The sequence below is a fragment of the Streptomyces genisteinicus genome (assembly GCF_014489615.1).
GTDB lineage: Bacteria > Actinomycetota > Actinomycetes > Streptomycetales > Streptomycetaceae > Streptomyces > Streptomyces genisteinicus.
On record NZ_CP060825.1, the window covers coordinates 3,176,125 to 3,201,456 of the forward strand.

The window sequence follows — 25,332 nt, forward strand, 5'->3', positions numbered from 1 at the left end:
GTCCGAGGCGCGGGGTGCGGGGCGGAGCCCCGAGGGCGGCAGCGGGCGGCTACGGCGCCGTCCGGTGCTTCGGGCGGCGCAGGCCCGCCGCGGTGATCCGCCGGACCAGCTCCTTCGAGCCGATCTCCACCGCCCCCGCCCCGACGGCGTCCGCGTAGCGGTGCGACGGCACGTCGTAGTGATCGCGTTCGAACGCGCGGCGCGGGCAGCCGATCGCGTCGGCGAAGGCGTGCAGCTCGTCGAAGGAGACGTCGCTGACCAGGTGCGACCACATGCGGCCGTGGCCCGGCCAGTTCGGCGGGTCGATGTAGACCGTCACCGCAGACTGCCCACGGGGGCGACGACGGTCGCCGCCTTCGCGCACACCCAGCGCGGATCGGCGCCGAGTTCGGGGTCGACCTCCAGCGCGTGCGGGTCTCCCGAGTCGCAGACCGGGCACAGCGGCCACCGGCCGTACCGCTCCAGCAGCGCGTCCTGCACGTCCTGGGCCACCAGCCCCGTCACGAACGCCGCGCCGTCCGGCCACTGCTCGACCCACCAGCGGCGGTGCGTGACGGCGTCCTCCACGAGGGAGACGACGTCCGCGTCCGCCACGTCCCGTGCGGCGAGGTCGGCGAGGACCAGGGCCCGGGCCGCGTGCAGGGCCTGTTCCAACGGGTTCGTCTCGTCCATGCGGACCATTGTCCCGCGACACCCGGGGGTCTTGACGGGGGCCGAAATCTGAAAATACCTTTCATAGGTGACCTATCCAGTGAAGGAAATTTTCAACGGTGAGGCACCGCCCGCCCCCGCCGCTCTCGCGGCGAAGGTGCGTACGCTCTCCCCGTCCATGACCCGCTCCATGCAGCGGGTCGCCGAAGCCGTCGCCGACGACCCGGCCGGCTGCGCCGCCCTCACGGTCACCGGGCTCGCCGAGCTCACGGGCACCAGCGAGGCGACCGTGGTCCGCACCGCGCGCCTCCTCGGCTACCCCGGCTACCGCGACCTGCGCCTCGCCCTCGCCGGCCTCGCCGCCCACCAGCAGTCCGGCCGCGCCCCGGCGCTCACCACCGACATCGCCGTCGACGACCCGATAGGCGACGTCGTCGCCAAACTCGCCTACGACGAGCAGCAGACGCTCGCGGACACCGCCGCCGGCCTGGACACCGTGCAGCTCGGCGCGGCGGTCGCCGCCGCGTCCACGGCCCGGCGCATCGACATCTACGGCGTCGGCGCCTCCTCCCTCGTCGGCATGGACCTGGCGCAGAAGCTGCTGCGGATCGGGCTCATCGCCCACGCCCACACCGATCCCCACCTCGCCGTCACCAACGCGGTGCAGCTGCGCTCGGGCGACGTGGCCATCGCCATCACCCACTCCGGGTCGACGGGCGACGTCATCGAGCCGCTGCGGGTGGCGTTCGACCGCGGGGCGACGACGGTCGCGATCACCGGCCGCCCGGACGGCCCGGTGACGCAGTACGCCGACCATGTGCTGACCACCTCGACCGCCCGCGAGAGCGAGCTGCGCCCGGCCGCGATGTCCTCGCGGACGAGCCAGCTGCTGGTCGTCGACTGCCTGTTCATCGGCGTCGCCCAGCGCACGTACGACTCGGCCGCACCCGCCCTCGCCGCGTCGTACGAGGCGCTCGCGCACCGTCACAGCCCGCGCGGCCGCTGACACCCACCCGCCTGCCGACGCCGCCCGTCCGCCCTCCGACCGACCGCCTCCCGACCGTCCACCTGCCCGGACGGTCCCGTCCCGCTCCGGCCCGTCACGCCGCACCGCACCGCACCGCACCGCACGTACGAAACGCGGCCCGCCCGGCCGCCCGTCACGAACAGCCTCGCCGTATGCCCGAGAAAGCAGAGCCGCACTCCATGACCTCCACCTACGGTGAACTCCGCGCCCAGCTGGCCTCGCTGACGACCGAGGCGTTCCGCCCCGAGCTGGCCGACATCGACCGCCTGCCCACCCTGGAGATCGCGCGGATCATGAACGGCGAGGACACCTCCGTCCCCGCCGCCGTCGCCGCCCAGCTGCCCGTCATCGCCCCCGCGATCGACGCCACCGCCGCGCGGATGGCCCGCGGCGGCCGGCTCGTCTACGCGGGTGCCGGCACGGCGGGCCGGCTGGGCGTGCTCGACGCGAGCGAGTGCCCGCCGACGTTCAACACCGACCCGTCGGTGGTCGTCGGCCTGATCGCGGGCGGGCCGTCGGCGATGGTGAAAGCGGTGGAGGGCGCGGAGGACAGCAAGGAGCTCGCCGCGGCCGATCTCGACGCGCTGCGGGTCGGCCCGGACGACACGGTGATCGGCATCTCGGCGTCCGGCCGCACCCCGTACGCGATCGGCGCGGTGGAGCACGCGCGGTCGCTCGGAGCGCTCACCATCGGCCTGTCCTGCAACGCGGGGAGCGCGCTGGGCGCGGCCGCGGAGCACGGCATCGAGGTGGTGACGGGGCCCGAACTGCTCACCGGCTCCACCAGGTTGAAGGCGGGCACCGCGCAGAAGCTGGTCCTGAACATGATCTCGACGATCACGATGATCCGCCTGGGCAAGACGTACGGGAACCTGATGGTGGACGTCCGCGCCTCCAACGACAAGCTGCACGCCCGCTCCCGGCGGATCGTGGCCCTCGCGACGGACGCCGCGGACGCCGAGATCGAGGCGGCGCTGGCGGCGACGGGCGGGGAGGTGAAGGACGCGATCCTGATGATCCTGGGGAAGGTGGACGCGGGGCGGGCGGCCACCCTGCTGACCGCGTCCCGCGGCCACCTCCGCGCGGCCCTCACGGACGCGGCGCCACCGAGCGCCTGAGCCCGCCTCCAGCCCCGCCGGCGCTTGAGGCGCGGGGTGCGGGGCAGAGCCCCGCCGGACCCGGCCACCCACCCCGGGCGGGCGCGCCCCGGTGGCCGCAGCACCGCGCTGCGCACGGTGTCCTCAAACGCCGGACGGGCTGAAGATGCCCGCCCCGCCGCACCCGGGGCAGGCGCGCCCCCTTCTTCCAGCCCCGCCGGCGCTTGAGGCGCGGGGTGCGGGGCGGAGCCCCGCCGGACCCGGCCACGCACCCGGGGCAGGCGCACCCCGTAGGCCACACGCCGCACCGGCTGACGATGCCCGGCGCGACGCGCCCCGGCCGCTCACCCCACCTGTTCCCGCACGGTCACGCGCCCCGCGCGGATCGTCGCGACCCGGTGTGCCCGCTTCGCGAGCACCGAGTCGTGGGTGACCATCACGAACGTGAAGGCGTGCTCCTGCCAGAGGTTCTCCAGGACGTCCATCACCTCGTCCCGCATCGACTCGTCGAGGTTTCCGGTGGGTTCGTCGGCGAGCAGCACCGCGGGGCGCTTCACCAGGGCACGTGCGATCGCCACCCGCTGCTGCTGCCCGCCGGACAGTTCGCCGGGCACATGGCGCAGCCGCTCCCCCAGTCCCACCGACTCCAGTGCCTCGGCGGCGCGTTCGCGCCGCTCCGCCGCCCGCAGACCGAGGGGGACGAGGGCGGTCTCCACGTTCTCCTGTGCGGTCAGTGTGGGGATCAGGTTGAAGCCCTGGAAGACGAACCCGATCTTCTCCGCGCGCACCCGGGTGAGCCGGGCCTCGGGCAGGGTCGCGAGGTCCGTGCCGTCGAGGAGGACGCTGCCCGCGGTCGGGCGGTCGAGCCCGCCGAGCATCTGGAGCAGCGTGGACTTGCCGCCTCCGGTCGGGCCCTTGATCACCAGACGGTCGCCGTCCTCGATGGTGAGGTCGACGCCGTCGAGGGCGTGCACGGTGTCCTTGCCCCGCCGGTAGCTCTTGGTGACGGCGCTCAGCTGGTACATCTGCAACTCCTGTTGTGCGAGGGGGAAGTGGGGGCGGGGCGCGTCACTCGACGCGGCGCAGGGCGTCCGCGGGCCTCAGCCGTGAGGCGCGCCAGCCGCCGAATCCGCCCGCCACGAGTCCGCCGGCGACGGCCAGCGCGACGGCGAGCCCGATGGTGGTCGCCGAGACGGGTGCGGTGAGCACGATGTCCAGGGCGCGGGAGGAGGCCCCCGGGCCGTCGCCTCCCCCCGGGCCGCCGGCCCGCATCCCGCCGCCGAAGCCGCCGCCCCCGCCGCCCGCTCCGCCCGTTCCGGCGCCCAGTTGCGCGGTGAGCGTGGGGCCGAAGGCGGTGACGAGCCAGGCGCCGAGGAGCCCGAGGCCGATGCCGAGCGCGCCGCCGACGAGTCCGTTGACGAGTGCTTCGCCGGCGACCTGCCGGGTGACCCGTCCGCTGCGCCAGCCGAGCGCCTTCAGCGTGCCGAACTCCCGCACCCGGCGGCTGACCGCGGAGGACGTGAGCAGCCCGGCGACCAGGAACGCGGCGGCGAGCACCAGCCAGGAGAGCCACTTGCCGACGCCGGAGGCGAGGCCGGACGCGGTGGACAGGGAACCGGAGACGGTGTCGGCGAGGTCGGCGGAGGTGGTCACCGTGGTGCCGGCGATGTTCTTCTGGACGGCCTGCTTGACGGCGTCGATGCGCTGCGAGTCGGTGGCCCTGACGTAGACCGTGGTCACCTTGTCCGCCGCGTCGGCGAGGGTCTGGGCCTCGGCGAGCGGCAGGTAGACGTCGGCCGCGGCGTCGCCGCTGTCGGCGGTCGCGATGCCGATGACCTCGTACGCGGTGCCCGAGACGGTGAGGGTGCCGCCGACGGCGAGTTCCTTCTCCTTGGCCCAGGCGCTGTCGAGGACGGCCACCTTCGCCGCGGTCTCGTCCTCGGCGAACGTGCGGCCCGAGGTGATCTTCGAGGAGGTCAGCGGGCCGAGGTCCTGCTTCGTCACGTCCGTGCCGTAGGCGCTGTAGGAGTCGACGTCGAACGCGGCACCGCCGCCGCGGACCTCACCGCCGCCTCCCGCACCACCGGGGCCGCCCGAGCCGCCCTGCCGGGGCGCCTGCTGCACCTCGCCGCGGCGGAAGGCGCCGTCGACCTTCATGACGCGGACACTGAGCCCGCCGACGGCGTCGGCGACGCCGTCCTGGCCCGCGACGTCGGACACGGTGGTCGCGGCGAGCGACTGGAAGCCCTGGACCATCACGATGTCCTGGCTCTGCTCGGCGTCGTCGTCGTTGTCCTGCGCGTCGAACTCGAAGCGCGGGCGCCGGACGGTCTCCCCCTCGCCGGGCGGTTCCGCGGCCTTGGTGACGGTCATGTCGGTGCCGAGTCCGTAGAGGGATTCGAGGACCTTGTCCTGGGCCCGGTTCATGCCGGACGACACGGAGTTGACGACGATGACCAGGGCGATGCCGAGGGCGAGCCCCGAGGCGACGACGAGCGCCGCCTTCCTGCGGCGGCGCAGCTCGCGCCTGAGGTAGGTGAAGAACATGGCGTGACCGTAGGAGCGGGGTGTGATGGCGGGTTAAGGCGCGGATGAGAGCCGCATGAGTGTTCTCACGCGGGGCCGCACGTCTCCTCCGCTCCCCGGAACTTCCCGGGACCTCCCGGGACCTCCCGGGACCTCCCGGGACCTCCCGGGACCTCCCGGATGCCTACCGGTCACCTACCCGGGCCCCACATTCTCCCAAACAAATTTTGCAAAAACTCTTTTGCAGAGTGCCGGTCCCGCTCTACGCTCCTCCCATGCCCACTCCCCTCACCCGCCGCGTCCTCGACCCCCGCGAGGACGCCGCCGCGCTGAAGGCGCTCACCCACCCGCTGCGGATCCGGCTGCTCGGCCTGCTGCGCCAGCACGGTGCGGCGACCGCCAGCGAACTGGCCGGGCGGACGGGCGAGTCGTCCGCCTCCACCAGCTACCACCTGCGCGTCCTCGCCAAGTACGCCTTCATCGAGGAGGCCGAGCACCGCGACGGACGCGAGCGCCGCTGGCGCTCCGTGCACTCCGTCACCAGCTGGTCCAACGCCGCGATGACGGACTCCCCGGAGACCAGGGCCTTCGTGGACGCCGCCCGACGCGCCCAGCTGGAGCACCTGGAGCGGTCGCTCGCCGCCCACCTCGCGGACACCGCGGAAGGCCGGCTCGGCCCCGAGTGGACGGAGGCGTCCGGCTTCACGGACCTGGTGCTGCGCCTCACCCCCGAGTCGCTGACCGAGCTGTGGGACACCTTCCACCGCACGGCGCTCGAACTCGCCGCGCGGGACGAGGGCGACGCACGCGGCACCCAGGTCGTGCTGTTCGCCGCCGGTCTCCCCCTCGGCGGGGAGGACGAGGCATGAGCACCGTCCTCGACCCGGCGGCCGCCCGCCGCCGCTTCGCCGCCGTCACCTTCCTCTTCTGGCTCCCGGTCGGGATGTACGTCCCGTCGCAGGTCCTGCTGTTCACCGAGCGCGGCATGACGCTGGCCACCGTCGCGGCGCTCTTCGCCGTCCACTCGTTCACCGTCTCCGCGCTCGAACTGCCCACCGGCGGACTGTCGGACGTCCTCGGACGCCGGCCCGTGCTCGCCGCGGCGGGCGTGCTCAACCTCGGCGCGCTGCTGCTGGCCGCGCTCGGCGACAGCGTGTGGCCGCTGGTCTGCGCGATGCTGCTGCTGGGCTCGGGACGCGCCCTGTCCAGCGGCCCCGCCGAGGCCTGGTACGTCGACACCGTGCAGGCGTCCGAGGGCGCCGGCGCCGAGCTGCGCACCGGGCTGGCCCGCGGCGGCACCGCCTCCGCCGCCGCGCTCGCCGCCGGCACCCTGATCGGCGGCTCCCTGCCGCTCGGCCTGTCCGCGCTCGGCATGGAGGCCGTCGGCACGGTCCTGCCGCTGTCGGTCCCCTCGCTCGTCGGCGCCCTGGTGTGCGCCGGCTACGTCGCGTACGTGCTCGCCGCCCTCCCCGAGCCGCCCCGGCCGCCCGCCGGTCTCCGCTCGGTGCTGCGCGGCGTCCCGGCCACCGTGCTCGGCGGCCTGCGGCTCGGCGCGGGGGACGCCGTGGTGCGCAGGCTGCTGCTCACGGCGGGCGCCGCCGGCGCGGCCCTCGCCACCATCGAACTCCTCACCCCGGGACGGGCCGCGCGGCTCACCGGGGCCGCCGAGTCGGGGGCGGTGCTCTTCGCGGTGCTGGCGTGCGCGGGGTTCGCCGGCACGGCGCTCGGCAGCCATCTCGCGCCCTGGGCGGCCCGGGTGACGGGCAGCGGCGAACGGGCCGTGCTCGCCACCCTCGGGGTGAGCGCCTGCGGTCTGCTGCTGCTCGGCGCGACGGCCGCGTCCGCCGGCCCGCCGGCCCTGGCCGTCGCCGCGCTCGGCTACGCGCTGGTGTACGTGGGCTTCGGCGCGGCCGGCCCCAACGAGAACGACCTGCTCCACCGGCGCGTGACCGGTGACGTGCGGGCGACGGCGCTGTCCGTGCAGTCCCTCGCGCTCCAGCTGGTCGGCGCCCTCGCCGGCCTCGGCGTCTCGGTCCTGCCCCTCGGCCCGCTGCCCTGGCTGCTGGGCGGCGCGATCCTGCTGGCCGGCGCCCTGCTGTGGGCTCGCTCCACCCCGGTCCCGTCGCTTCCGCCGACGACCGCGGAGACGGTCCCGGACCCGACCCGGCGGGACGGCGTGACGGCGTGACGGCGGAAGGCCCTGGCGTGACGGCGTGACGGCCCGGGGGTGACGGCCCGGGCACGACGGCGGGACGGCCCCGCCGCGCGGCGCTGTTCGAGGCCGTCGGGCCGGCGGGTGGGACCTCGTGGGGCGACTCCGCCGGCCCGGCGGCAGCCGGGTCCCGTGGCCGGCCGGCGGTTCACGCCGGCCGCCGCGGGGGACTGTCGGGTCCGGTCAGAAGGTCAGGCTCCAGGAGTTGACCGAGCCGGTGTCCTGGGCCGCCCGGTCCTGGACGCGGAGCTTCCAGGTGCCGACCGCCACCTCGGACGAGGCGTCGACGGTGTAGGTGGCGATGACGTTGTCCGCGCTGTCGCTGCCGGAGTACGCCTTCAGGTTGCGCACGGTGCCGTCGGGGGCGACGAGGTCGACCACCAGGTCCCCGCGGTAGGTGTGCCGGATGTCGACGGCGACCTTCAGCGTGGCCGGGGCGTTGCCCGCGACACCGGTGACGGCGATCGACGAGGTGATGGCGGCGCCGTTGTCGGGGATGGCGACGACCGCGCTGCTGGTGAAGGTCTTCGGGTCGGTCGGGGTGGTGCCGCCGAGGGACGCGACGGTCTTCGCGGTGTCCGCGATGCCGACGCCGCAGCCGCCGGTGCAGGTGCCGGGCAGCGGGCGGGCGTTCGCCTTCATGGCGGACTCGATCTGGGCCGGGGTCAGGCTCGGCTTGGCGGCCTTCATCAGCGCGGCGAGACCGGCGATGTGCGGGGCGGCCATGCTGGTGCCCATGGACGGCTTGTACGCCTCCGTGGTCGGCGAGGTCTTGCTCGCGTTGACCGTCGAGAGGATCGCGTTCTCCGGCGTGGTGACGGTGCCGGGGGTGTCGGTGGCGCGGCGGGTCTCGCCGCCCGGGGCCGAGATGTCGATCTTCGAGCCGAAGTTGGAGTAGAAGGCCCGTGCGCCCTCACGGTTGGTGGAGGCGACGGAGATGATGTTGTTGCAGTTGGCCGGGGTGAAGCCGGAGACGTCCTGGTTGCTGTTGCCCGCGGCCACGACGACGGTGGAGCCGCGGGAGACCGCTCCGTCGATCGCGTTCTGGTAGGTGCTGGGGCAGGTCGCGGAGGCGCCGCCGAGGCTCAGGTTGAGGACCTTGGCCGGGTTGGGGTTGGCCGGGACGCCGGGCACGGTGCCGCCGGAGGCCCAGGTGATGGCGTCGGCGATGTCGACGCTGGAGCCGCCGCACTTGCCGAGCACGCGCACGGGCTGGATCTTCGCGCCGTACGCGATGCCGGCGATGCCCTTGCCGTTGCCGGTGACCGCGCCGATGGTGCCGCCGACGTGGGTGCCGTGCCAGGAGGAGTCGGACGGCGTGGTGTTGGTGCCGCACTCGCCCACGGCGTACCAGTCGCCCGCGTCGGCGGGGTTGGCGTCGCGGCCGTTGTTGTCACGGGCGCGGGCGGCGTCGGATATGAAGTCGTACCCGCCGGATATGTTGCCCGCGAGGTCCGAGTGGGCGACGTAGCCGGTGTCGATGACGGCGACGGTCACACCGGAGCCCGTGGTGGTCGGCCACGCGCCGGGGACGTTCATGCCGCCGGTGGCCTCGAAGAGGTCCCACTGCTTGGCGTAGTCGGTGTCGTTCGGGTCGGCGGCGACGGCCAGGGGCTGGGCGATCAGCTCCGGCTCGACGAAGGCGACGTCCGGGTCGGCGCGGAACTCGGCCATCAGGTCGGCGACTTCGGCCCGGGACTTCTTCTCGCCCAGGTCGAAGACGGCGGCACCGGTGCCGGTGCGGCGCTCGAAGGTGAGCTTCTGACCGGCGTCGGCGGCCTTGTCCTGCGCGTCCGCGGCGGCGACGCCGTTGGAACGGGCCTCCTGCACACCGGACTTGTAACCGACGATCAGCCGCTCGGCGGCGACCGCGGCGGACGGGGACGCGGCGCCGGAGGCGGCCGGGGTGACGGCGACGGCCGTGGACGACGTCGCGGCGAGCCCCAGCAGCGTCGCGGCGGCGGCGACGGCGGACAGGGTTCTTCGGGTCGGCTTGTTCACGTGGCGGTTCCCTCTCGGGCAAAGGACGACGCTCCCTTGCGGAGGGTGCGGACACGCATCCGCAAGGGAGCAGCCGTACTGGTGGGGGGTCCATGACCCGGCCACTGGGTGGCCGGAACATGTCACTTGGAGGAACGTAGCCATCCCGCCACATGAGGGGAAACAGGGAGAACCCTTGCCGGACCCTCTCCCCGGGCCTTCCGGGACCTGCCGCGTCACGGGGGTCGCCGTCCGCCCCGCCATGCGGTATTGCAGGTCGGCGACGCGCCGCGGCGGCGGGGGCGGAAGGATCGCCTCCCCTGGCCGGAACCGCCGCCTCCCCCGCGCGGACCACGCCCCGCCCTGTACCGCCACGCCCTGCCCTGCCCCGCCCCGGACGCCAGGACGCGCCGGCCCCCGAGGGACCAGCGCGTCCGGACTCCGTTGTCACGCACCGCGGTTCAGGCGGGCACCGCACGTCAGGCGCACCGCACGTCAGGCGCGCAGCCGTACGCCAGGCGCACCGCGCGTCAGGCGCGCAGCCGCACCCCGTGCCGGGTCCGCAGCCGTTCGATCTCCCACCAGGCGATCGCCGAGACCGAGAGCGGCCCGCAGATCACCGCGAGGACCTGCACCAGCGGCGGACCGGGCGGCATCCCCGCCGTCACCAGGTTGATCCCCGCGAGCTCCCACACCAGCACACCCGTCAGCAGCGCCGGGAGCGCCGCGTGCACCTCGGAGGTGCCGAACGCCGTGCGCACCATCGTCGACGAGCCGAAGCCCACGAAGAACATGACCCAGACGACGGGAAGCAGCAGTGCCAGCGCCAGGAACGGCGACCACATCTGCCCCTGCACCTGCTGGGTGAGCAGCATGACCCCGGCGAACAGCAGCGGTACGGCGGTGAACGCGCCGAAGTACCAGAGCACCATCCGCACCGAGGGCCGCAGCCGTGCCCGCATGTTCGGGCGCGCGGCCGGCGGTGCCATCCGGAACAGCAGGGTGATCACCAGCGGCGCGGTCAGCAGCAGCAGCCACGGGGTGATCGCCAGCCGCATCATGTACTGGTCCTGGATCTCCTCCCAGTCCTCGCCCGTGCCGTAGGCGACGAGGATCAGCATCGAGGCGCCCAGGGCGGTGTACGCCCGCACCTTCTGCGCCCGCCACACCTCGGGGTCGTGGACGCGCCGGTGCAGGTCCGGCGGGAACTTGATGCGCGCCTGCCTCCGCGCCGACCGCGCCAGCGGGTAGAGCACGAGGATCCAGACGGGCATGCAGCAGAAGAGCAGTGACACCAGCCAGCCGCCCCGCAGCCGCCCCATCACCTCGCGCAGCGGGGGCCACTCCTCGTGCCGGAACTGCTGCCACAGCGACGGGGGCCTCGGCGGACCGTACGGCGGGATGTACGGGGGCGGCGGCTGCGGCGGCACGTACGGGCTCCCCGGCGGCGGCCCCCCGCCGTACGGGTTGCCGGGCTGCGGCCCGTACGGATTGCCGCCCGGTGGCTGCCCGCCACCGTACGGGTTCCCGGGCTGCGGCCCGTACGGATTGTGTCCCCCGAACGCCACGCCGTCCTCTTCTCACTCAGCTCGCGAGTCCACACAACTCGCCTCGGTACAGCGGCAGATCATTCCAGGCCACCGACGCTCCGCGCATGGATCCGCACACGCTGCACCCACGATCTGCCCTGCGAACAACCGGAATCCGCCCGCGCCGCCCCGGGGTGCGCTGGCAGGATCTCCGTATGCGGACGGTGTACGCGCTCTTCGTGGGAATCGACAAGTACCCGGTGGACCGCCCCCTGCGGGGCTGTGTGAACGACGTGGAGGCGGCCGAGGACTGGCTGGTGCGGCAGCCGGAGGTGCGGCCCGCCATCATGCGCCTGCGCGATGCCGGGGCCACCCGGGAGGCCGTGGCCGACGGCATCCGCGACCATCTCGGCGGCGCCGGCCCCGGCGACACCGCCCTGTTCTGGTACAGCGGCCACGGCAGCGAACAGCCCGCCGCCCGGCCGGGATCGAGCACCGGCCTCAGCGAGGCCCTGGTCTGCCACGACAGTCTCGGCGCGGGCGGACAGCCGCTGTACGACTCCGAACTCGGCCCCATGCTCGACGAGATCGCGGCCCGCGGCGTCCATGTCGTCGCCGTCCTCGACTGCTGCCACTCGGGCGGCGCGACGCGCGGCAAGGACCGCGATCCCGAGCGCGGAGAGGACGAGGGAGCGACGCGCGGCATCGACTGGCGGCCGTGGTGGCGGCCGGAGGCCGTTGCCGGGCACCTGAGTCCGGACCCCCGCCGCGCCGTCTCCAGCGGCGCCTTCTCCCGCGAGTCCGGCTTCCGTGACACCGGTGCCGGCCGGGAGCCCGGCCACGTACTGGTCGCCGCCTGCCGGGCACGCGAGCTGGCGTACGAGGAGGTGATCGACGGCGTGGACCGCGGATGCTTCTCCCACGCACTGCTGCGGGCGCTCGACCGGCTCGGCCCCGCCGCCACGTACGGCGCGGCCCACGCCCTCGCCGAGGAGGACGTCCGCTCCCGCAGAACCGGTCAGCGCCCCGGTTTCCGGGGCCCGGCCACCGGGCGGTTCCTGCACGGCGAGACGTCGGGGACCACCCCCTTCCTCCTCCGTCTCACGACGGAGGGCTGGGAGGTGAACTGCGGCGCCGCCCACGGACTGCGCGCGCCCGGCGGCGAGTTCGCCCTGCTGCGGCCGGGCGCCGCAGCCCGGCGGGCGGTGACCGTGACGGAGGTCCGCACCGAGAGCTCGCTCGTCGAGCCCGTGGGCTGGTGGCCGGCTCCCGGGGAACGCGACACGGCGCACGAGGTCACCCCGTCGGCGCTCGCCTTCTCACCCGCCGAGGTGAGCGTCAGCGGCACGCCGCAGGAGCTCCGCCTCGTCGCGGACGCCGTCGCCGCCTCGCCCCTGCTGACCCTCGCGGCCCTGGGACGACCGCTCACCGGCGCGGGGCCCGCCCTGCGCGTGAAGGTGGTCGACGGAATGGCCGAGGTGCGCGGCGGAGCGGGTCGTCGCCTCCCCCTGCTGCCGCTGAGCACGCTGGCCGACGCACGCCGCATCGCCACCTGCTGCGCGCACATCGCCCGCTGGCACCAGCTGTACGACCTGGCCAACCCGGACGTCTCGCTGTCCTCCCGTGTCCGCGTGACGGTCGCCCCGCTCGTCGGCGACCTCCGGCACACCGGGACGGGCGACGTCGTCTGCGAGTACACCGCCGACGGCCAGGAGCCCCAGGTGCGGGTGCGCATCCACAACGACTCGCCCCACGAGCTGTGGTGCGTCCTGCTCGACCTGACCGACGGCTACGCCTGCTCCCCCCACCTCTTCGACGGCGACTTCATCGGCCCCGGACGGGCGGGCGAGGCGCGCCAGGGCGAACCGGTGTGGCTGCGGCTGCCCCCGGAACGCGAGGTGAGCAGAGGCGCCTTCACCGACGACGTGCTCAAGGTGATCGTCGCGGAGCGCGAGCTGGACATCGAGTCCTTCCGGCTGCCCGCGTGGACGCCCGGACTCCCCGACCGGGGGCCCGCGTCACCCGGAGCCGGGGCCGTGCCCCTGATGCCCGTGCCGAAGGACGCGGGCGGCCCGTCCGCCGTCCCGTCGCGCGGCCCCGCCCGCTGGGGCACCGCGTCGGTCGCGATCCGCACCCAGGTGCCCTGACCGCGACCGCGGCGTCCGCACCCGGACGCCCCCGGCCCATCCGCGGCGATCCGCAGCCAGGCACCCCGACCCCGTCCGTGGCGGTCCGCCCCCGGGTGCCCCGGCCGCCGCGCTCACCACCCGAGGTGGGTGAACCCGGCCCAGCCGACGAGGTCGTCCGCGTCGATCCTGCCCACCCGGGCCACCATCTCCGCCGGCATCCCGGGCGGTGCCTCGCGCCGGGGGTCCAGCATCCACGACTGGGCGCTCCGCAGGGCCTGCCCGGCCGGGCGGCCCTCACGCGCGGTGAAGTGGTGGACCATGTACATCAGCAGCGAGGTCGCCTCGTCCGGCACCGGCCACAGCGAGCCGACGACCGACCGCGCACCGGCCACCAGGAAGGCGGTCGACAGGCTGTACGCCTCGTCGTGGCCGTGCCCGGACACGTTCGTCCGGCACGCGGCCAGCACCACCAGTTCCAGATCGCGGTAGCGGTCCGACCCCTCCGTCAGCTCCTCGGCGGGCAGCCGGCCCCCGGCGAGCCGCAGATACGAGCTGTGCCGGCCGCCCTGCTCGACCACTCCGTGGCAGGCGAGGTGCAGGACGCCGCCGCGCTGCCGCCCCAGCCACTCCTTGACCGCCGCCGGGGTGGCGGCCCCGGGCCCGAGCTGTTCGCCGCCGGGGTAGAACACCCGGCGGACGGCCTCCGCCTCCTCGCCCGCGTGCCGCAGGTCCCGGGTCGGGTCGCCGACCACCAGCGCCTGCCGCGCCCCGGGGGCCGGCCGCTCGGCGACCTCGCAGAGCAGCCGGGCGGACGGGATGTACGAGATCTCCGCCTCCTGGCAGGCGTACCGCCCCGAGGGCAGCCGTGCCGCGTGCCACGGCACGGCCCCCAACTCCCCCATCGGCACCAGCACGACGCTCGGCGCCCGCCCCCAGCCGCGCGGCAGCTCCCGCAGCAGCGGCTCCATCACAGCCCGCCCGGCCCAGTCGCACAGCCGCGCCAGCGCGGTCGTGTCGCGGGGCGGCGGGGCCGCCCCGGCCGTCGGCGGCCCTCCGGCGTCCCGCCCGGGTGCCCCGGCCGCCCGGTATCCGGCGAGCTCGGGGGCCCCGGCGTCCAGGCCGGGCAGCCGCACGGCCCGCACGGAGCCGTCGGGGGTGACGACGAGTGCGGCGCCGGGGAACCCCTGCCCGCCGGGCAGCAGGTAGACGAGCGCCGCCCGCCCCATGGCCCGCAGCGCGGCCCCCGTCTCCCGGGGCGACGGGACCTCCAGCAGCCGCTGCCGGTAGGGGGAGTCGGCGAGCGCCTGGAGCACCCGGCGGCGGAGCCGGCTGGAGGGGCCGGTCTCCGCGCCGGCCGCGCCCTCGCGCCGCCACTCGTCGGCGAGTTCCGTCCGCCCCACGGCGCTCAGCATGTCGACCACGGTGGACCCCACGGTCGCCGCGTGCAGCACCAGGCCGCGACCGGCGTCCAGCGCCCGGGCAGCGTCATCGGCACGACCGTCGGCCAGGCACCATGCCGCGACCGTCAGCGCCTGAGCGCCTGCCCGGCGGCCGGTTTCGGCCCCGTGCGCCGTACCGGACTGGAGCAGCACCGACCACCCGGAGGCGGTCAACGACAGAAGCCCCAGCCTGCGGGCCTCGGACCGGTCGAGGTCCCGGCGCCTGCGGTCGTGCCGTTCCGCCTCGGCGCGCATCCGGTGGGCGATGGCCTGCACCATCGCACCGGGCCCCCACTGTGGGTGTTCCGGCCCCCGCGTCATGCGCAATGTGTGGCGCAGAAAGGCGATGCCCTGATCGAGATGGCCGGGACGCGACCGCGGCGGGGTGCCCTCGTCCCGTGCGAGGGCGACATGGAAGCGTCCCAGGGCTCCCGTGCACATGAGCCAGTGCGGATCCTCCGGTTCGAGGAGGTCGAGCCCCCTGTCCAGCAGGTCGATGGCCTCCACGACGCCCTGCCGGTCTCGTCCTGTCATGGCGGCCTCACCTCGTCCCACGCCCGAGACGACGAGGGACGGACCCCGCGCTCCGGCCGGCACGCTGCCGGCTGAATCCACGACCTCGTCCACGGTTCGCCGCCGAGTCGGCCTCGTGGGCGCTCCGCCTCCGGCCTGCTGCTGGATCAGGCTCAGGTTCGCCCGAGCGTTGTCCAGGTAGGCCTCCATCCTGAGCAGGTCGGCGTGGTCGTGGGGCAGCCGGGCGACGACCGCCTCCATGACATCGATGTGGGCCGCGAGACCGGCGGCGTCGCCTCTCCGGATGTCCTGCTGCACACGGAGGGCGGCGAGCTGCGCATCCAGGAACAGCCGGTTCTGCGGGTCCATCTGCACGATGTCGGCCAGTCGGGCCGCGTCGTCGAGCGCCTTGTCGAACTCGTCCTCACCGCCCCCGAGTTGCGCGAGGTTCGCCCGCGTCATGGCCTGCTGCAACTCCAGCATGGCGCGGTGTTCGCTGCCGGGTGGCGACATCCGTGCGGCCTCGTCGAGGATCGCGAGGTCGCTCTCCATCCGCTGGCGGTCCTCCGTCGGATACAGCAGCACCGCGGAGGCCGCGGCCCCGAGGACCGCGGACTGCCAGTCGCTGCCCTGCGGGCCGTATGCCTTTGCGGCGGCGAGCAGTTCGTCCCGCTGGTCGATGTCCAGTGGCGTGTCCAGCCGCAGCATCGTGAGCAGCACGATCGTCTCGCCCGCGTGCTTTCCGCTGTGCAGCGTTCCCTTCGGGATGGTGCCCCAGTCGGCGTAGAGGCGTGCGAACGCCTCCCACGCCGTCCCGCACCCGAGCCGCTCCTTGATGAGCGCGGACGTACGGTCCATCTCCGCGCCGGAGGTCACCAGACCGCCCGCCAACTGCTGGACCTCGTACATCACGGCACTCAGGTCGTACGGCTTCCCCCTCACACCGCTCCCCCCGCCCTCGGCGCCCCCTGCGCCCAGTACGCCGCCAGCACCCCGTTCAGCCACCGCTCCCCCTCCCCCGTCCCGAAGTCCACGGGGTCCGGCCCCGCGGGCTCCAGCACCGCGTTCCCGCAGCGGTCCTCGAAGAGGACCGCCACCCGGTCCGACGGCTCCCGCTTCGACGGCCAGACGAAGCCCCGGGCCCACGGAGCCGTCCCGCGGCGGATCCAGTGGCCCCAGTCCCGCGTCTGCGGGTAGTCCGCGCCCTCGGCGTGGACGAGCCACGAGTCCTGCGCCACCGCGGCCAGATCCGCACCGGACATCAGCGAGACGACCTCCGTGTCGGCGGCCAGCCGCAGGAACGACAGGCTGCGCCGCTCGAACGAGGCGCGCGGCAGCAGCCGCACCGCGCCGCCGCCCTCGAAGGGGACGGACCTCAGCAGCACCTCGCAGACCGCCGCGCCCACGCTGAACCCGATGTACGCGTAGCCGTACGGCTCGTACACGGTGCCGTCGAAGCGTCCGCCGTAGTAGAAGGGGTGCGCCGGGCGGGTGTTGAAGGCGGTGGCGTCGCGGTGGGTGCCGTGGACGCGGTAGACCGGGGTCCCCGCCGGGAGCAGGGCGCGTCCAGGGCGGCCCGGCAGGGCGTCGGGGGGCGGGTATTTGGGCACGCCGCTCTCACCATTCCCCGAGGGCCCGTGCCGCGCCCAGCAGTTCGGGGTCGCGGGCCCGCCCGAGGAGTCCGGCGGGCGTGGTGCCGGTCCAGGCGTTGGCCGAGAGCCACCAGTCGGCGGCGCCCCACGGGTCGCGTTCCGCGCCGATCACGGCGTTGACCTCCAGCACCACGGGCCACGGCATGCTGCCGGCCTCGTACTGGAAGGCCGGGGCCCGGCGTGCCCCGTCCACCCCGGTCAGCACGATGAGCCGCCGGTCGGCGGGGCCTTCCACGGGCAGCGCGGGCGCGGCGAGCAGCCGGTCGCGGACGGGGCCGAGCACCGGACCCACCATGGGGTTGCGGTCGAGCACCAGCATGCACAGGTCCTGGACGCCGTAGCCGGAGACGGTCGCCGCCCCGGTCCCCGTGAAGCGTCCCGCGTCGTCCGCGCCGCGCCGCAGCAGGGTCGCCTCCTCGTCGGGGAGCGCGTCGAGCACGGCCCGTGCCGCCTCCTCGACGGCGCCTCCGCCCGGGGCGCCGGTGCCGCCGTCGGCCCGCAGCCGCTCCAGGCGTTCGCCGAGGGTGTCCAGCGCGGCGGGCGCCATCAGCAGGGAGAGCCGGGGCCAGTCGGCCGCCACGGCTCCGAGCATCGCCAGGGGGTTCGCCGAAGGACTCATCCGCAGTCCGGTCCTCTCTCCTCGTCTCCGGCCGCCGTCCGCGCGCCGAGCACCTCGGTCACCAGGTCCGCGATCAGCGGCCGGCGCACGACCAGGTGCAGGTCGCGTCCCTGCCCGGCGGCCGGCGCGAGCGCCGACCACAGGGCGCTGACGCTGCTCCCGACCGGCAGTCCGGCCCGCCCGGAGCCGAGGAGCGGGAAGCAGACGGAACGCAGCGGCGGGTCGTACCCGGTGCTCTCCTCGGCCGCCAGCACCAGGACGCGGGCCGCGGCGGTGGCGACGTCCTGCGGGGTGGCGTCGTAGTCGTTGGTCCCGGGTCTCGGGACGGCGACGGCCGCGTGGTGCAGCCGCCGGATGCCGCAGTCGGCGAGGGCGCCGGGTCCGGTCGGCGCGACGGTGCCGGGCCGCACCGGGCGGTGCAGCACCCCGTGGCGGGCGCGCCAGGCGAGGAGTTCGTCGTGCACGGGGTCGGCGACGATGTCCCCGGCCGCGTCGCGGACCGCGCCGGCGCGGCGCAGCGAGGCGGCGACGGAGGACTTGTACATCTCCGGGAGCCCGAAGTGGATGTTGCTCGGTGAGACGACTACGTCCATGTCCCGGAGCAGTTCGACGGGATGGACGTGGAGCGTCAGGACGGCGGGCCGTCGCCCGGGTCTCGGGACGTGGAGCGTCCGGTGCTGGAGGCGGGGCGCGAGGAGGGCGACGCCGTTCGGTGCGGTGGCCCGTGCCCCGGTCCCGGCGAGCCAGCACACCTGCTCGGCGATCTGCCCGAGGACCATCTCCTCCTGGCTCTTGCGGAAGCGTTCGACGCTGATGCTGTAGACCTGCGCGGCGAGTCTGCGCCGGTCGGCGGGTGGCCGGTCGCGCATGCCGTGGGTGAGTCCGAGGGTCAGTTCGGCGGCCTGCTGGAGTTCTCCGCCGCCGAGCCGGGAGACGGCCGCGCGCAGCAGGTTCTCGACCTCGACGGGCCAGGCGTCCGTCACCGCGCCGGGCACGGACACGGCTGCCCGCCTCAGGAGCGGCAGTTCGAGGTCCCGGATGCGGACCAGTCCTTCCAAACGCACCGCTTTCACCTCCCGGAGGACCGACGCGACGTCGAACTGTCCGGCACGAGGTGACATGAAGCCATGATTGTGCGCCGGACAGGGCTCTCACAAGGGCGTTCCAGCCGTCTTCGATCAGGCTAGCGAGGCCCGGCCCCGCCGCCGGGTCGGCGGCGGGGCGGGACCGGGGCGGATGCGGGGCGCTCCCCGAACCCGGCGGCGGGGCGCGCCCGGCAAGCGGCTCACCACCCGAGGTGGGTGAACCCCGCCCAGCCGACGAGGTCGGAGCCGTCGATCCGGCCCACCCGGGCCCCCATGTCCGCCGGCATCCCGGGCGGGGCCTGGCGCCCGGCGTCCAGCATCCACAACTGGGCGCGGCGCAGGGCCGATCCGGGGGTCAGACCTTCCGCGTTCAGGTAGTGGTGCGTCATGTACATCAGCAGGGACGTGGCGTCGTCCGGCACCGGCCACAGCGACCCGACGACGGACCGCGCGCCCGCGACCAGGAACGCGGTGGACAGGCTGTACGCCTCGTCCCACCCGTGCCCGGAGACGTTCGACCGGCACGCGGCGAGCACGACCAGGTCCAGATCCCGGAACCGCGACGCCCCCTCCGTCAGCTCCTCGGCGGGCAGATGCCCTCCGGAGAGCTCCAGGTAGGAGCTGTGCCGCCCACCCTGGGCCACGTTCCCGTGGCAGGCGAGATGCAGCACTCCTCCGCCCTGCCGCGCGACCCTCGCCGCCACGTTGGCGGGTGTCGCCGTGGCCGTGCCGAGCAACGTGCCTTCCGGGTAGAACTCCCCGTGGATCGCCCGTGCCTCCACTCCCGCGTGGTACAGGTTGCCGGTCGGGTCGCCGACCACCACCGCACGCCGCACGCCCGTCGACCGCCTCCCGGCCACCTCGCAGAGCAGCCGTGCCGAGGGCGTGTACGAGATCTCCGCCTCCTGGCAGACGTACCGCCCCGAGGGCAGCCGCGCGGCGTGCCAGGGCACGGCGCCCAGCTCGCCCATCGGCACGAGGACGAGAGAGGGCTCCCGTTCGCCGGGCCGGGTGACGGCGTCGAGCAGGGGGGCCATGACCTCGCTCCCCGCCCAGCCGCACAGGCGGTCGAGTTCCTGCCTGTAGCGGCCCGACGCCGCCGGCCCGGGTACCTGGGAACCGTTCGTCGGCGGGCCCCCGGCGATCCGTGCGGCATCCCGATAGGCCTCGAATCGGGGTGCGGCCGCGTACAGCGCGGGCAGCGGCACAGGCTGTACGCGGCCGCCCGCCGTGACCACCAGCGCGGTGCCGGGACGCCCCTGACCACCCGGCAGCAAGTAGACGAGCGCGGTCCGTCCCATGGCCCGCAGCGCACCGCCCATCCGGTGGGGCGACGGCACGTCCAGCAGCCGCTCGCGGTACGGGGAGCCATCCAGCACCTCCAGCACGCGTCTGCGCAGACGGCTCGGCGGACCGGACGGGCCCGCCGCCGCAGCGGCGAGTGCGGAACGGCCCGGCGGTGGGGGCACGGACGGCTCCGCGCGACGCCACTCGTTCGCAAGGTCCGCCATGCCGAAGGTGTCCAGCATGGCCGGGACGGATGTACGCACCGTGGCGGCGTGCAGGGTGAGCCCGCGGCCTGCGTCCAGGCTGCGCACGGCTTCGTGGTGCGCACCGTCGGCAAGGCACCAGCCGGCGACGTCGAGTGCTTGGGGACCGACCAGTTGGGCGCTCTGAGCCGCATGGTCCGTGCCTGACTGCAGGAGCACGTTCCGCAGGATGCCGTCCACGGCCTCCAGACCGAGACGGCGGGCCTCCTCGAAGTCCGCACGCGCCGAGCCGCCGGGCGACGCCGCGTTGCCTCTGGCCCTCAGGGCGTCTGCCAGTGCGAAGCACACCTCGCTCCACATGGGGTGGGCAGGCCCGCCGGATGTGTCGACGGTGCGGGTGAGCAGGGCGATCGCTTCGTCTCCGTGCCCCGGGCGAGGGACACCGCTCGTGATGTTCTGCTCGGCGACATGGCGTTGGGCGAGCGCGAGCTGAAAGGCGAAGGACACCCAGCGGGAGTCGTCCCGTGCGACGGACCCGACTCCTTCACCGAGCAGGGAGACCGCCTCGAGCGCACATGCGGGATCGTCCGCCACCAAGGCCCGCATGAAGCGCGCGGCTCCCGTCTCGCACAGCACTGCTGAACGCGTGTAGGGGGGAAGGTCCTGCGCGAGCCGTCTCACGGAGGCTGCGGTTCGTGTCGGGTGGTCTCCCCCGGGAAGGAGGGGCGCGCCCTGCTCGTCACGCAGCATCTGCCGTGCGTACCAGGCCCATTCCCGGGCGGCCTCGAATCGCAGGACGAGCACCGGCGCCGGGGGCTCCCTTTCCAGCACGGCGCCCAACGCCGCCCACTGCCTGCCGAGAGCCGCCTCGTCCGACCTCCTGAACGCGGCTGCCAACTCCCGCATGGCCAGCACACCGTTCAGCACATCCCGCTTCCAGGGATCGCCCGCGACCCGCTCCTGGAGCATGGCCAGCTCCTCCTGCACCGCGTCGTACTCGTCCGAACCGCCGAGTGCGGCGAGCTGACCGCGGATGAAGGCGGCGGCGAGATCCACGTTCTGCCGGTGCTCGGAGTCGGTGGGGATCGACTCGCGCACCCGGTCGAGAAGGGCGAGTTCCGCTTCCAGAGCGGCCGGATCACCCGTCTCGATGCGCATGCCGCGCGCCGCCGAGAGGAGCACGACCCAGGCACGGTAGGCAGGGTCGTCCGGACCGTGGTCCAGTGCCTCCCGGAGGAGTTCGACACGTGCGGCTTCGTCGGACAGCAGACCGGCGTACGCGAGGTAGGGGTACATCCGAAGGACGCGTGCGGCGCGGAGGGCGGAGCGGCGTGTCCCTCTTCGCCCGGCCCTGAAGTCGCCGACCAGCCGGTCCCATGCCTCGTCGGCAGTGGACACCCCCAGCCCGTCCATGATCACGGACGCGATGCGGGCTTCGTCCGCCGGGCTGCTCACGCCCTGCCGGACTGCCCGCCCGACCGCCCGATACAGCACGCGCAGCTTGTACCGCTTCTCTCCCACGCCGACGCCCCCGCCCCCACGATCCATCCGGCCCGGAGGTTCTGCCCCGGACTGACCCCGTTCAGCCTCGAATCTGCCAGATGCTCCGGGTCGGCCTCCGGTCGGCAACAGGGCGCATCCGGGGCGCATACGGAGCATCCGACGCACCGTCACATGTGCTCTACAACAAGCCGTTTGCGGCGCCTTCGGCCTCCGCTCCGGCTCGGTTACGCTTCGCCCCATGCAGGGGGAGCAGGAGAGCAGTTCAGGTTTGCAGGGCAGCGGGGCCACCCCGCTGACGCCGGGTGACCCGCGCCGCATCGGCGCGTTCCGGCTGCGCGGGGTGCTGGGCTCGGGCGGCATGGGGCGGGTGTACCTCGGTACGGCCGAGGGCCGGTACGCCGCGCTGAAGCGCGTGCTCCCGGCGTTCGCCGAGGACGAGGACTTCCTCCGCCACTTCGGCCACGAACTCGACAACCTCGCCCGCCTGCCCGGGGGCGTCAGCGCCAAGCTGCTGGCCTCCGACCGCACCGCCAGGCCCCCGTGGTTCGCCACGGAGTACCTCCCCGGCATCACCCTCGGCGAGGCGGTCCGGCTGCACGGGGGAGCGCTCCCGTCCGCGAGTCTGTGGCGGCTGCTCCGCGATTCGTCCGCCGGGCTGCGCAAGGTGCACAAGGCGAAGATGGTGCACCGCGACCTCAAGCCGTCCAACGTCATGCTGACGACCGGCGGTGCCGCGCTCATCGACTTCGGTGTGGCCCGCGCAGCCGACCAGAGCCGGCTGACCAAGACCGGCATGTTCGTCGGCACCCCGGCCTACATGGCCCCCGAACAGGCCACCACCGGGAAGCAGCTCACCGGCGCCGCCGACGTCTTCGCCCTCGGCAGCCTGCTGTCGTACGCGGCGAACGGGCGCCCGCCGTTCGGCGACGGCTCGGGACTCGAACTGCTCTACCGCATCGTGCACGAGGAGCCCGACACGGGCGACCTCGCGGCGGCCGTGCCCGGCCTGGCCGACATCGTCAACCGCTGCCTCGCCAAGGACCCGGCGGACCGGCCCACGGCGCAGGAGCTGTACGACCTGGCGGGCGACCACACCATGCCGCTGACGCCGACCTCCCCGGCCCCGTGGCCGCGCCAGGTCGCCGAACGCATCGCGGAGCGCGCGGCGTTCGCCGCGAAGCCGCCAGCCGAGGCGTTCGGCCCCGACCCCGAGACCGACGAGGACGACGAACCGGCCCCCGTGGCGGCCGTCGTCCCGCCCGCTGCCGTCCCGCCCCCGGTTCCGCCGCCGGTTCCGCCGCCGCCCCCGGAGACGGAGACGGAGAAGAAGCCGCGCAAGCGGCGCAGGCGTACGATGATCATCGTGGTGCCGATCATCGTGATCACCGGCGTGGGACTGAGCCCACTCTCCCCGTACAACATCCTGGACCCCGACAACGGCCGCGGCTCCTCGGCGCAGCCCTCACCCACGCCGTCCGGCGCCGCGTCCTCCACCCCGTCGCCCGACGGGGCCTCCCCCTCGCCCAGCCCGTCGGGAGCGTCACCGGCCGGGAGCGCGTCGCCGTCGGCCGGCGCCCCGGGCGGAGTGCCCGGAGACGGCGGGGAGGGCGCCGGAGCAGGCGGCTCCGGCGGCGGCCGGGACCCTGGCACCTCCGGCAACGGCGGCAACGGTTCCGGCGGATCGGGCTCCTCCGGCGGGTCCGGCGCCTCGGGCGGGTCCGGCGGCGGCCAGGACCCGGCGCCTCCCCCGGCGCCGTCCACCAGCGGGCAGCTGAAGAACCTCGCGTTCGGCCGGTGCGTCGCGGAGAACAGCAACCCCTACTCGGGCAGCTCCTCCGTCATGAACTCGGTGTGCGGCGAGCCGGGGGCCAGCGGCGCCAAGCGGTACTACACCTGGACCTACCAGCCGGTGTCGGCGACGGCGTTCAAGCTGGTCGGCGACACCGGCAAGTGCCTCAAGTCCAACACCTTCTACGGCCTCGCGGTCGAAGCCTGCAACGGCTCCGAGGCCCAGCTCTGGCAGGTCGGAGCGCGGGCGGGCGGCGGACAGACGCTGAAGAGCTCCGACGGCATGTGCCTCGCGATGACGAGCAACGTCGGATTCGCGAAGGCGGCCTGCGACGCGGGACAGAAGTCCCAGCTCTGGGCGGGCTGACCGCCCGGCCCCGCCTCCGGCCGCCGCCCCTGCACCGCTACGGCAGCCGGCCCTGCGCGTTGCGCACCCGCACCCGGGCCCGCAGCACCTCGGAGGGCTCGGCGGGGCGCAGGTCGGCCGGCGGGCAGTCCCACTCCCGCCCGCCGCCGACCGGGCGCAGATAGCCGTACGCACCGAAGTACGCCATCACCCGGCCCACGCGCCCGTCCCGCCGGTCGACGGCCCACGTCCCGAGCTCCGGCACCCCGGGCCCCGGCGCCCTCACTTCTCCAGCCCCTTCAGGACGGCCGCGAGCCGCAGCGCCGTGTCGAGGTTGCAGCGCCCCAGCTCGATCAGCGGGTACGGCGCGTCGCTCGCCAGCGAGACGACGTCCACCCGCAACGACGGCAACGTCACCGACACCACGTCCAGCCCGTCCTTCAACCGGGCCACCACCTCCTCCGCGGCCCGCAGCCGCTCCCCCGAACGCACGACCTGTCCCATGACCGGATTCCTCCACCACTGAGTGTTCACTTTCCTCACCCAGCGTGTCCGTCACGCCGCTAACCTGGGAAGAGTCGACGCCCAACAACGCGGCCTGCTGTCCCTGGAGTTGCGCCATGCCCGGACCGAAGGATCTCGACCCGTCCACCTCCCCGAGGGCCCTCCTCGGCGCCGAGCTCCGCCACGCCCGCATAAAGGCCGGCCTCACCCAGGACGAACTCGGCGAACCGCTGTTCGTCAGCGGGTCGTACATCGGCCAGATGGAGGCGGGCACCCGCCGCATCCTGCGCGAACACGCGGTCCGACTGGACGACGTGTTGGGCACGACGGACTTCTTCGCCCGCAACTGCGAGGCGTCCGGCAAGTCCCGCTATCCCGACCACTTCGCGGAGGCCGCGGAAGCGGAGGCGATGGCGGAGAGCATCCGCGAGTACGCGCCCCTGCTCATCCCGGGGCTGCTCCAGACGGAGGGGTACGCGCGAGCGGTGTTCCGCGCCTACCAGCCGACGGCCACGGAGGACGTCATCGACGCGCTCGTGGAGGCGAGGCTCGACCGGGCACGCCTCCTGGCAGATCCGACTCGGCCGCTGTTGTGGGCCGTGCTGGACGAGGCGGTACTGCGGCGACGAGTGGGCAGCAACGCCGTCATGGCGGAGGCACTGCGACACCTGACGGACCTCGCACGGCGCCACCGCATCCTCGTGCAGGTGCTTCCGTTCGGCGCGGGGGCGCACGCTTCCATGGGCGGTGCGCTCAAGTTGATGAGCTTCGCCGATGCACCCCCGCTGACCTACCTCGAAGGCCCAGGAACAGGCCAGCTGGAGGACTCTCCGGCCTCAGTCACCCGACATCAGTTGGCCTACGATCTGATCGGGGCCAGCGCGCTGTCGCCGGAATCATCCTTGGCCCTGATCACCTCAGTGGCAGAGGATTACGCGCATGACGAGCAGCCGTGAGCACAGCCTCACTTCGGTGACCTGGCGCAAGTCCAGCTACAGCGATGGCAGCGGCGGCAACTGCGTCGAAGTCGCGGCAGCTTGGCGCAAGTCCAGCTACAGCGGCGGCAGCGGGGGCGACTGCCTCGAAGTCGCCACCGCCCCCCACCCCCACCCCATCCCCGTCCGGGACTCCAAGGTCCCCGACGGGCCCCGTCTCCACTTCTCCGCCGCCGTCTGGCAGACCTTCCTCACCGGGCTGAAGCAGCCGTAGCGCACGTCCCGGATCTCGGGCGGCGAGAGCCGA

The 25,332-nt window shown here is 74.3% G+C and carries 21 protein-coding genes; 8 read left to right on the forward strand and 13 right to left on the reverse strand.

Going from position 1 to position 25,332, the window contains the following annotated elements; genetic code table 11:
* Window positions 1-49: 49 nt before the first annotated feature.
* Both IAG43_RS13795 and IAG43_RS13800 read right to left on the reverse strand, forming a co-directional pair.
* A complete protein-coding gene (locus IAG43_RS13795) occupies window positions 50-319 on the reverse strand; it encodes a DUF4031 domain-containing protein (protein WP_187741049.1) in 270 nt (89 codons plus the stop codon).
* A complete protein-coding gene (locus IAG43_RS13800) occupies window positions 316-672 on the reverse strand; it encodes a hypothetical protein (protein ID WP_187741050.1) in 357 nt (118 codons plus the stop codon). The genes IAG43_RS13795 and IAG43_RS13800 overlap by 4 nt, the downstream gene beginning before the upstream one ends.
* A gap of 67 nt (window positions 673-739) precedes the next feature.
* Here IAG43_RS13800 and IAG43_RS13805 point away from each other — a divergent pair, with 67 nt between their 5' ends.
* Together IAG43_RS13805 and murQ are read left to right on the forward strand one after the other, a co-directional pair.
* On the forward strand, window positions 740-1,657 hold the full coding sequence (locus IAG43_RS13805; RefSeq protein WP_187741051.1) for a MurR/RpiR family transcriptional regulator: 918 nt from the start codon (window positions 740-742) through the stop codon (window positions 1,655-1,657).
* Between the two features lie 173 nt (window positions 1,658-1,830).
* Window positions 1,831-2,796: an N-acetylmuramic acid 6-phosphate etherase gene (gene murQ, locus IAG43_RS13810; protein WP_246574303.1), complete on the forward strand. Its 966-nt coding sequence runs from the start codon at window positions 1,831-1,833 to the stop codon at window positions 2,794-2,796.
* Between the two features lie 323 nt (window positions 2,797-3,119).
* On the opposite strand, the gene IAG43_RS13815 is transcribed toward murQ, so the two are convergent.
* The gene (locus IAG43_RS13815) at window positions 3,120-3,800 is read right to left on the reverse strand and encodes an ABC transporter ATP-binding protein (protein ID WP_187741052.1); all 681 of its coding nucleotides are present in this window, start codon (window positions 3,798-3,800) and stop codon (window positions 3,120-3,122) included.
* A gap of 43 nt (window positions 3,801-3,843) precedes the next feature.
* Window positions 3,844-5,322 (reverse strand): ABC transporter permease, encoded by a 1,479-nt coding sequence (locus tag IAG43_RS13820; RefSeq protein WP_187741053.1) that lies wholly within the window; start codon window positions 5,320-5,322, stop codon window positions 3,844-3,846.
* Between the two features lie 254 nt (window positions 5,323-5,576).
* Here IAG43_RS13820 and IAG43_RS13825 point away from each other — a divergent pair, with 254 nt between their 5' ends.
* Window positions 5,577-6,170, forward strand: a complete 594-nt coding sequence (locus IAG43_RS13825; RefSeq protein WP_187741054.1) for a winged helix-turn-helix domain-containing protein — start codon at window positions 5,577-5,579, stop codon at window positions 6,168-6,170.
* Window positions 6,167-7,489 carry an MFS transporter gene (locus IAG43_RS13830; RefSeq protein WP_187741055.1) on the forward strand — a complete coding sequence of 441 codons (1,323 nt, stop codon included), beginning with the start codon at window positions 6,167-6,169 and terminating at the stop codon, window positions 7,487-7,489. The genes IAG43_RS13825 and IAG43_RS13830 overlap by 4 nt, the downstream gene beginning before the upstream one ends.
* A 207-nt stretch (window positions 7,490-7,696) precedes the next feature.
* On the opposite strand, the gene IAG43_RS13835 is transcribed toward IAG43_RS13830, so the two are convergent.
* Window positions 7,697-9,514, reverse strand: a complete 1,818-nt coding sequence (locus IAG43_RS13835) for a S8 family peptidase (RefSeq protein WP_246574304.1) — start codon at window positions 9,512-9,514, stop codon at window positions 7,697-7,699.
* Window positions 9,515-10,023: 509 nt separating this feature from the next.
* Window positions 10,024-10,923 (reverse strand): hypothetical protein, encoded by a 900-nt coding sequence (locus IAG43_RS13840; protein WP_246574306.1) that lies wholly within the window; start codon window positions 10,921-10,923, stop codon window positions 10,024-10,026.
* Window positions 10,924-11,237: 314 nt separating this feature from the next.
* Here IAG43_RS13840 and IAG43_RS13845 point away from each other — a divergent pair, with 314 nt between their 5' ends.
* On the forward strand, window positions 11,238-13,169 hold the full coding sequence (locus tag IAG43_RS13845) for a caspase family protein (RefSeq protein ID WP_187741058.1): 1,932 nt from the start codon (window positions 11,238-11,240) through the stop codon (window positions 13,167-13,169).
* A gap of 113 nt (window positions 13,170-13,282) precedes the next feature.
* On the opposite strand, the gene IAG43_RS13850 is transcribed toward IAG43_RS13845, so the two are convergent.
* The 5 genes from IAG43_RS13850 to IAG43_RS13870 all read right to left on the reverse strand — a co-directional run bounded on the left by IAG43_RS13850 (window position 13,283) and on the right by IAG43_RS13870 (window position 21,470).
* Window positions 13,283-16,045: a CHAT domain-containing protein gene (locus tag IAG43_RS13850; protein WP_246574308.1), complete on the reverse strand. Its 2,763-nt coding sequence runs from the start codon at window positions 16,043-16,045 to the stop codon at window positions 13,283-13,285.
* Window positions 16,042-16,713, reverse strand: a complete 672-nt coding sequence (locus IAG43_RS13855) for an RES family NAD+ phosphorylase (RefSeq protein ID WP_187741059.1) — start codon at window positions 16,711-16,713, stop codon at window positions 16,042-16,044. Before IAG43_RS13855 ends, IAG43_RS13850 begins: the two co-directional genes overlap by 4 nt.
* A gap of 7 nt (window positions 16,714-16,720) precedes the next feature.
* Complete coding sequence (locus tag IAG43_RS13860; RefSeq protein WP_187741060.1) at window positions 16,721-17,374, reverse strand: hypothetical protein; 654 nt, start codon at window positions 17,372-17,374, stop codon at window positions 16,721-16,723.
* Entirely contained in the window at window positions 17,371-18,438 is a 1,068-nt protein-coding gene (locus IAG43_RS13865; RefSeq protein ID WP_425508599.1) for a hypothetical protein, read from the reverse strand. Before IAG43_RS13865 ends, IAG43_RS13860 begins: the two co-directional genes overlap by 4 nt.
* A gap of 221 nt (window positions 18,439-18,659) precedes the next feature.
* The gene (locus IAG43_RS13870; RefSeq protein WP_246574311.1) at window positions 18,660-21,470 is read right to left on the reverse strand and encodes a CHAT domain-containing protein; all 2,811 of its coding nucleotides are present in this window, start codon (window positions 21,468-21,470) and stop codon (window positions 18,660-18,662) included.
* A gap of 220 nt (window positions 21,471-21,690) precedes the next feature.
* Here IAG43_RS13870 and IAG43_RS34965 point away from each other — a divergent pair, with 220 nt between their 5' ends.
* On the forward strand, window positions 21,691-23,607 hold the full coding sequence (locus tag IAG43_RS34965) for a serine/threonine-protein kinase (protein ID WP_187741063.1): 1,917 nt from the start codon (window positions 21,691-21,693) through the stop codon (window positions 23,605-23,607).
* 37 nt (window positions 23,608-23,644) lie between these two features.
* On the opposite strand, the gene IAG43_RS13880 is transcribed toward IAG43_RS34965, so the two are convergent.
* Complete coding sequence (locus tag IAG43_RS13880; RefSeq protein WP_246574313.1) at window positions 23,645-23,872, reverse strand: hypothetical protein; 228 nt, start codon at window positions 23,870-23,872, stop codon at window positions 23,645-23,647.
* Window positions 23,869-24,090, reverse strand: a complete 222-nt coding sequence (locus IAG43_RS13885) for a hypothetical protein (protein ID WP_147992482.1) — start codon at window positions 24,088-24,090, stop codon at window positions 23,869-23,871. Before IAG43_RS13885 ends, IAG43_RS13880 begins: the two co-directional genes overlap by 4 nt.
* Window positions 24,091-24,206: 116 nt before the next feature.
* Here IAG43_RS13885 and IAG43_RS13890 point away from each other — a divergent pair, with 116 nt between their 5' ends.
* Window positions 24,207-25,046, forward strand: coding sequence for a helix-turn-helix domain-containing protein (locus tag IAG43_RS13890; protein WP_187741064.1), 840 nt, complete (start codon window positions 24,207-24,209; stop codon window positions 25,044-25,046).
* On the forward strand, window positions 25,030-25,299 hold the full coding sequence (locus tag IAG43_RS13895; RefSeq protein ID WP_187741065.1) for a DUF397 domain-containing protein: 270 nt from the start codon (window positions 25,030-25,032) through the stop codon (window positions 25,297-25,299). The genes IAG43_RS13890 and IAG43_RS13895 overlap by 17 nt, the downstream gene beginning before the upstream one ends.
* The last annotated feature ends 33 nt before the right edge of the window (window positions 25,300-25,332 follow it).

Excerpts from the sequence above, each read along its gene's own strand:
- IAG43_RS13800 (WP_187741050.1), bottom strand. The coding sequence starts at position 672 with ATGGACGAGACGAACCCGTTGGAACAGGCCCTGCACGCGGCCCGGGCC.
- murQ (WP_246574303.1), top strand. The coding sequence starts at position 1,831 with ATGCCCGAGAAAGCAGAGCCGCACTCCATGACCTCCACCTACGGTGAA.
- IAG43_RS13815 (WP_187741052.1), bottom strand. The coding sequence starts at position 3,800 with ATGTACCAGCTGAGCGCCGTCACCAAGAGCTACCGGCGGGGCAAGGAC.
- IAG43_RS13820 (WP_187741053.1), bottom strand. The coding sequence starts at position 5,322 with ATGTTCTTCACCTACCTCAGGCGCGAGCTGCGCCGCCGCAGGAAGGCG.
- IAG43_RS13825 (WP_187741054.1), top strand. The coding sequence starts at position 5,577 with ATGCCCACTCCCCTCACCCGCCGCGTCCTCGACCCCCGCGAGGACGCC.
- IAG43_RS13830 (WP_187741055.1), top strand. The coding sequence starts at position 6,167 with ATGAGCACCGTCCTCGACCCGGCGGCCGCCCGCCGCCGCTTCGCCGCC.
- IAG43_RS13845 (WP_187741058.1), top strand. The coding sequence starts at position 11,238 with ATGCGGACGGTGTACGCGCTCTTCGTGGGAATCGACAAGTACCCGGTG.
- IAG43_RS13860 (WP_187741060.1), bottom strand. The coding sequence starts at position 17,374 with ATGAGTCCTTCGGCGAACCCCCTGGCGATGCTCGGAGCCGTGGCGGCC.
- IAG43_RS34965 (WP_187741063.1), top strand. The coding sequence starts at position 21,691 with ATGCAGGGGGAGCAGGAGAGCAGTTCAGGTTTGCAGGGCAGCGGGGCC.
- IAG43_RS13885 (WP_147992482.1), bottom strand. The coding sequence starts at position 24,090 with ATGGGACAGGTCGTGCGTTCGGGGGAGCGGCTGCGGGCCGCGGAGGAG.
- IAG43_RS13890 (WP_187741064.1), top strand. The coding sequence starts at position 24,207 with ATGCCCGGACCGAAGGATCTCGACCCGTCCACCTCCCCGAGGGCCCTC.
- IAG43_RS13895 (WP_187741065.1), top strand. The coding sequence starts at position 25,030 with ATGACGAGCAGCCGTGAGCACAGCCTCACTTCGGTGACCTGGCGCAAG.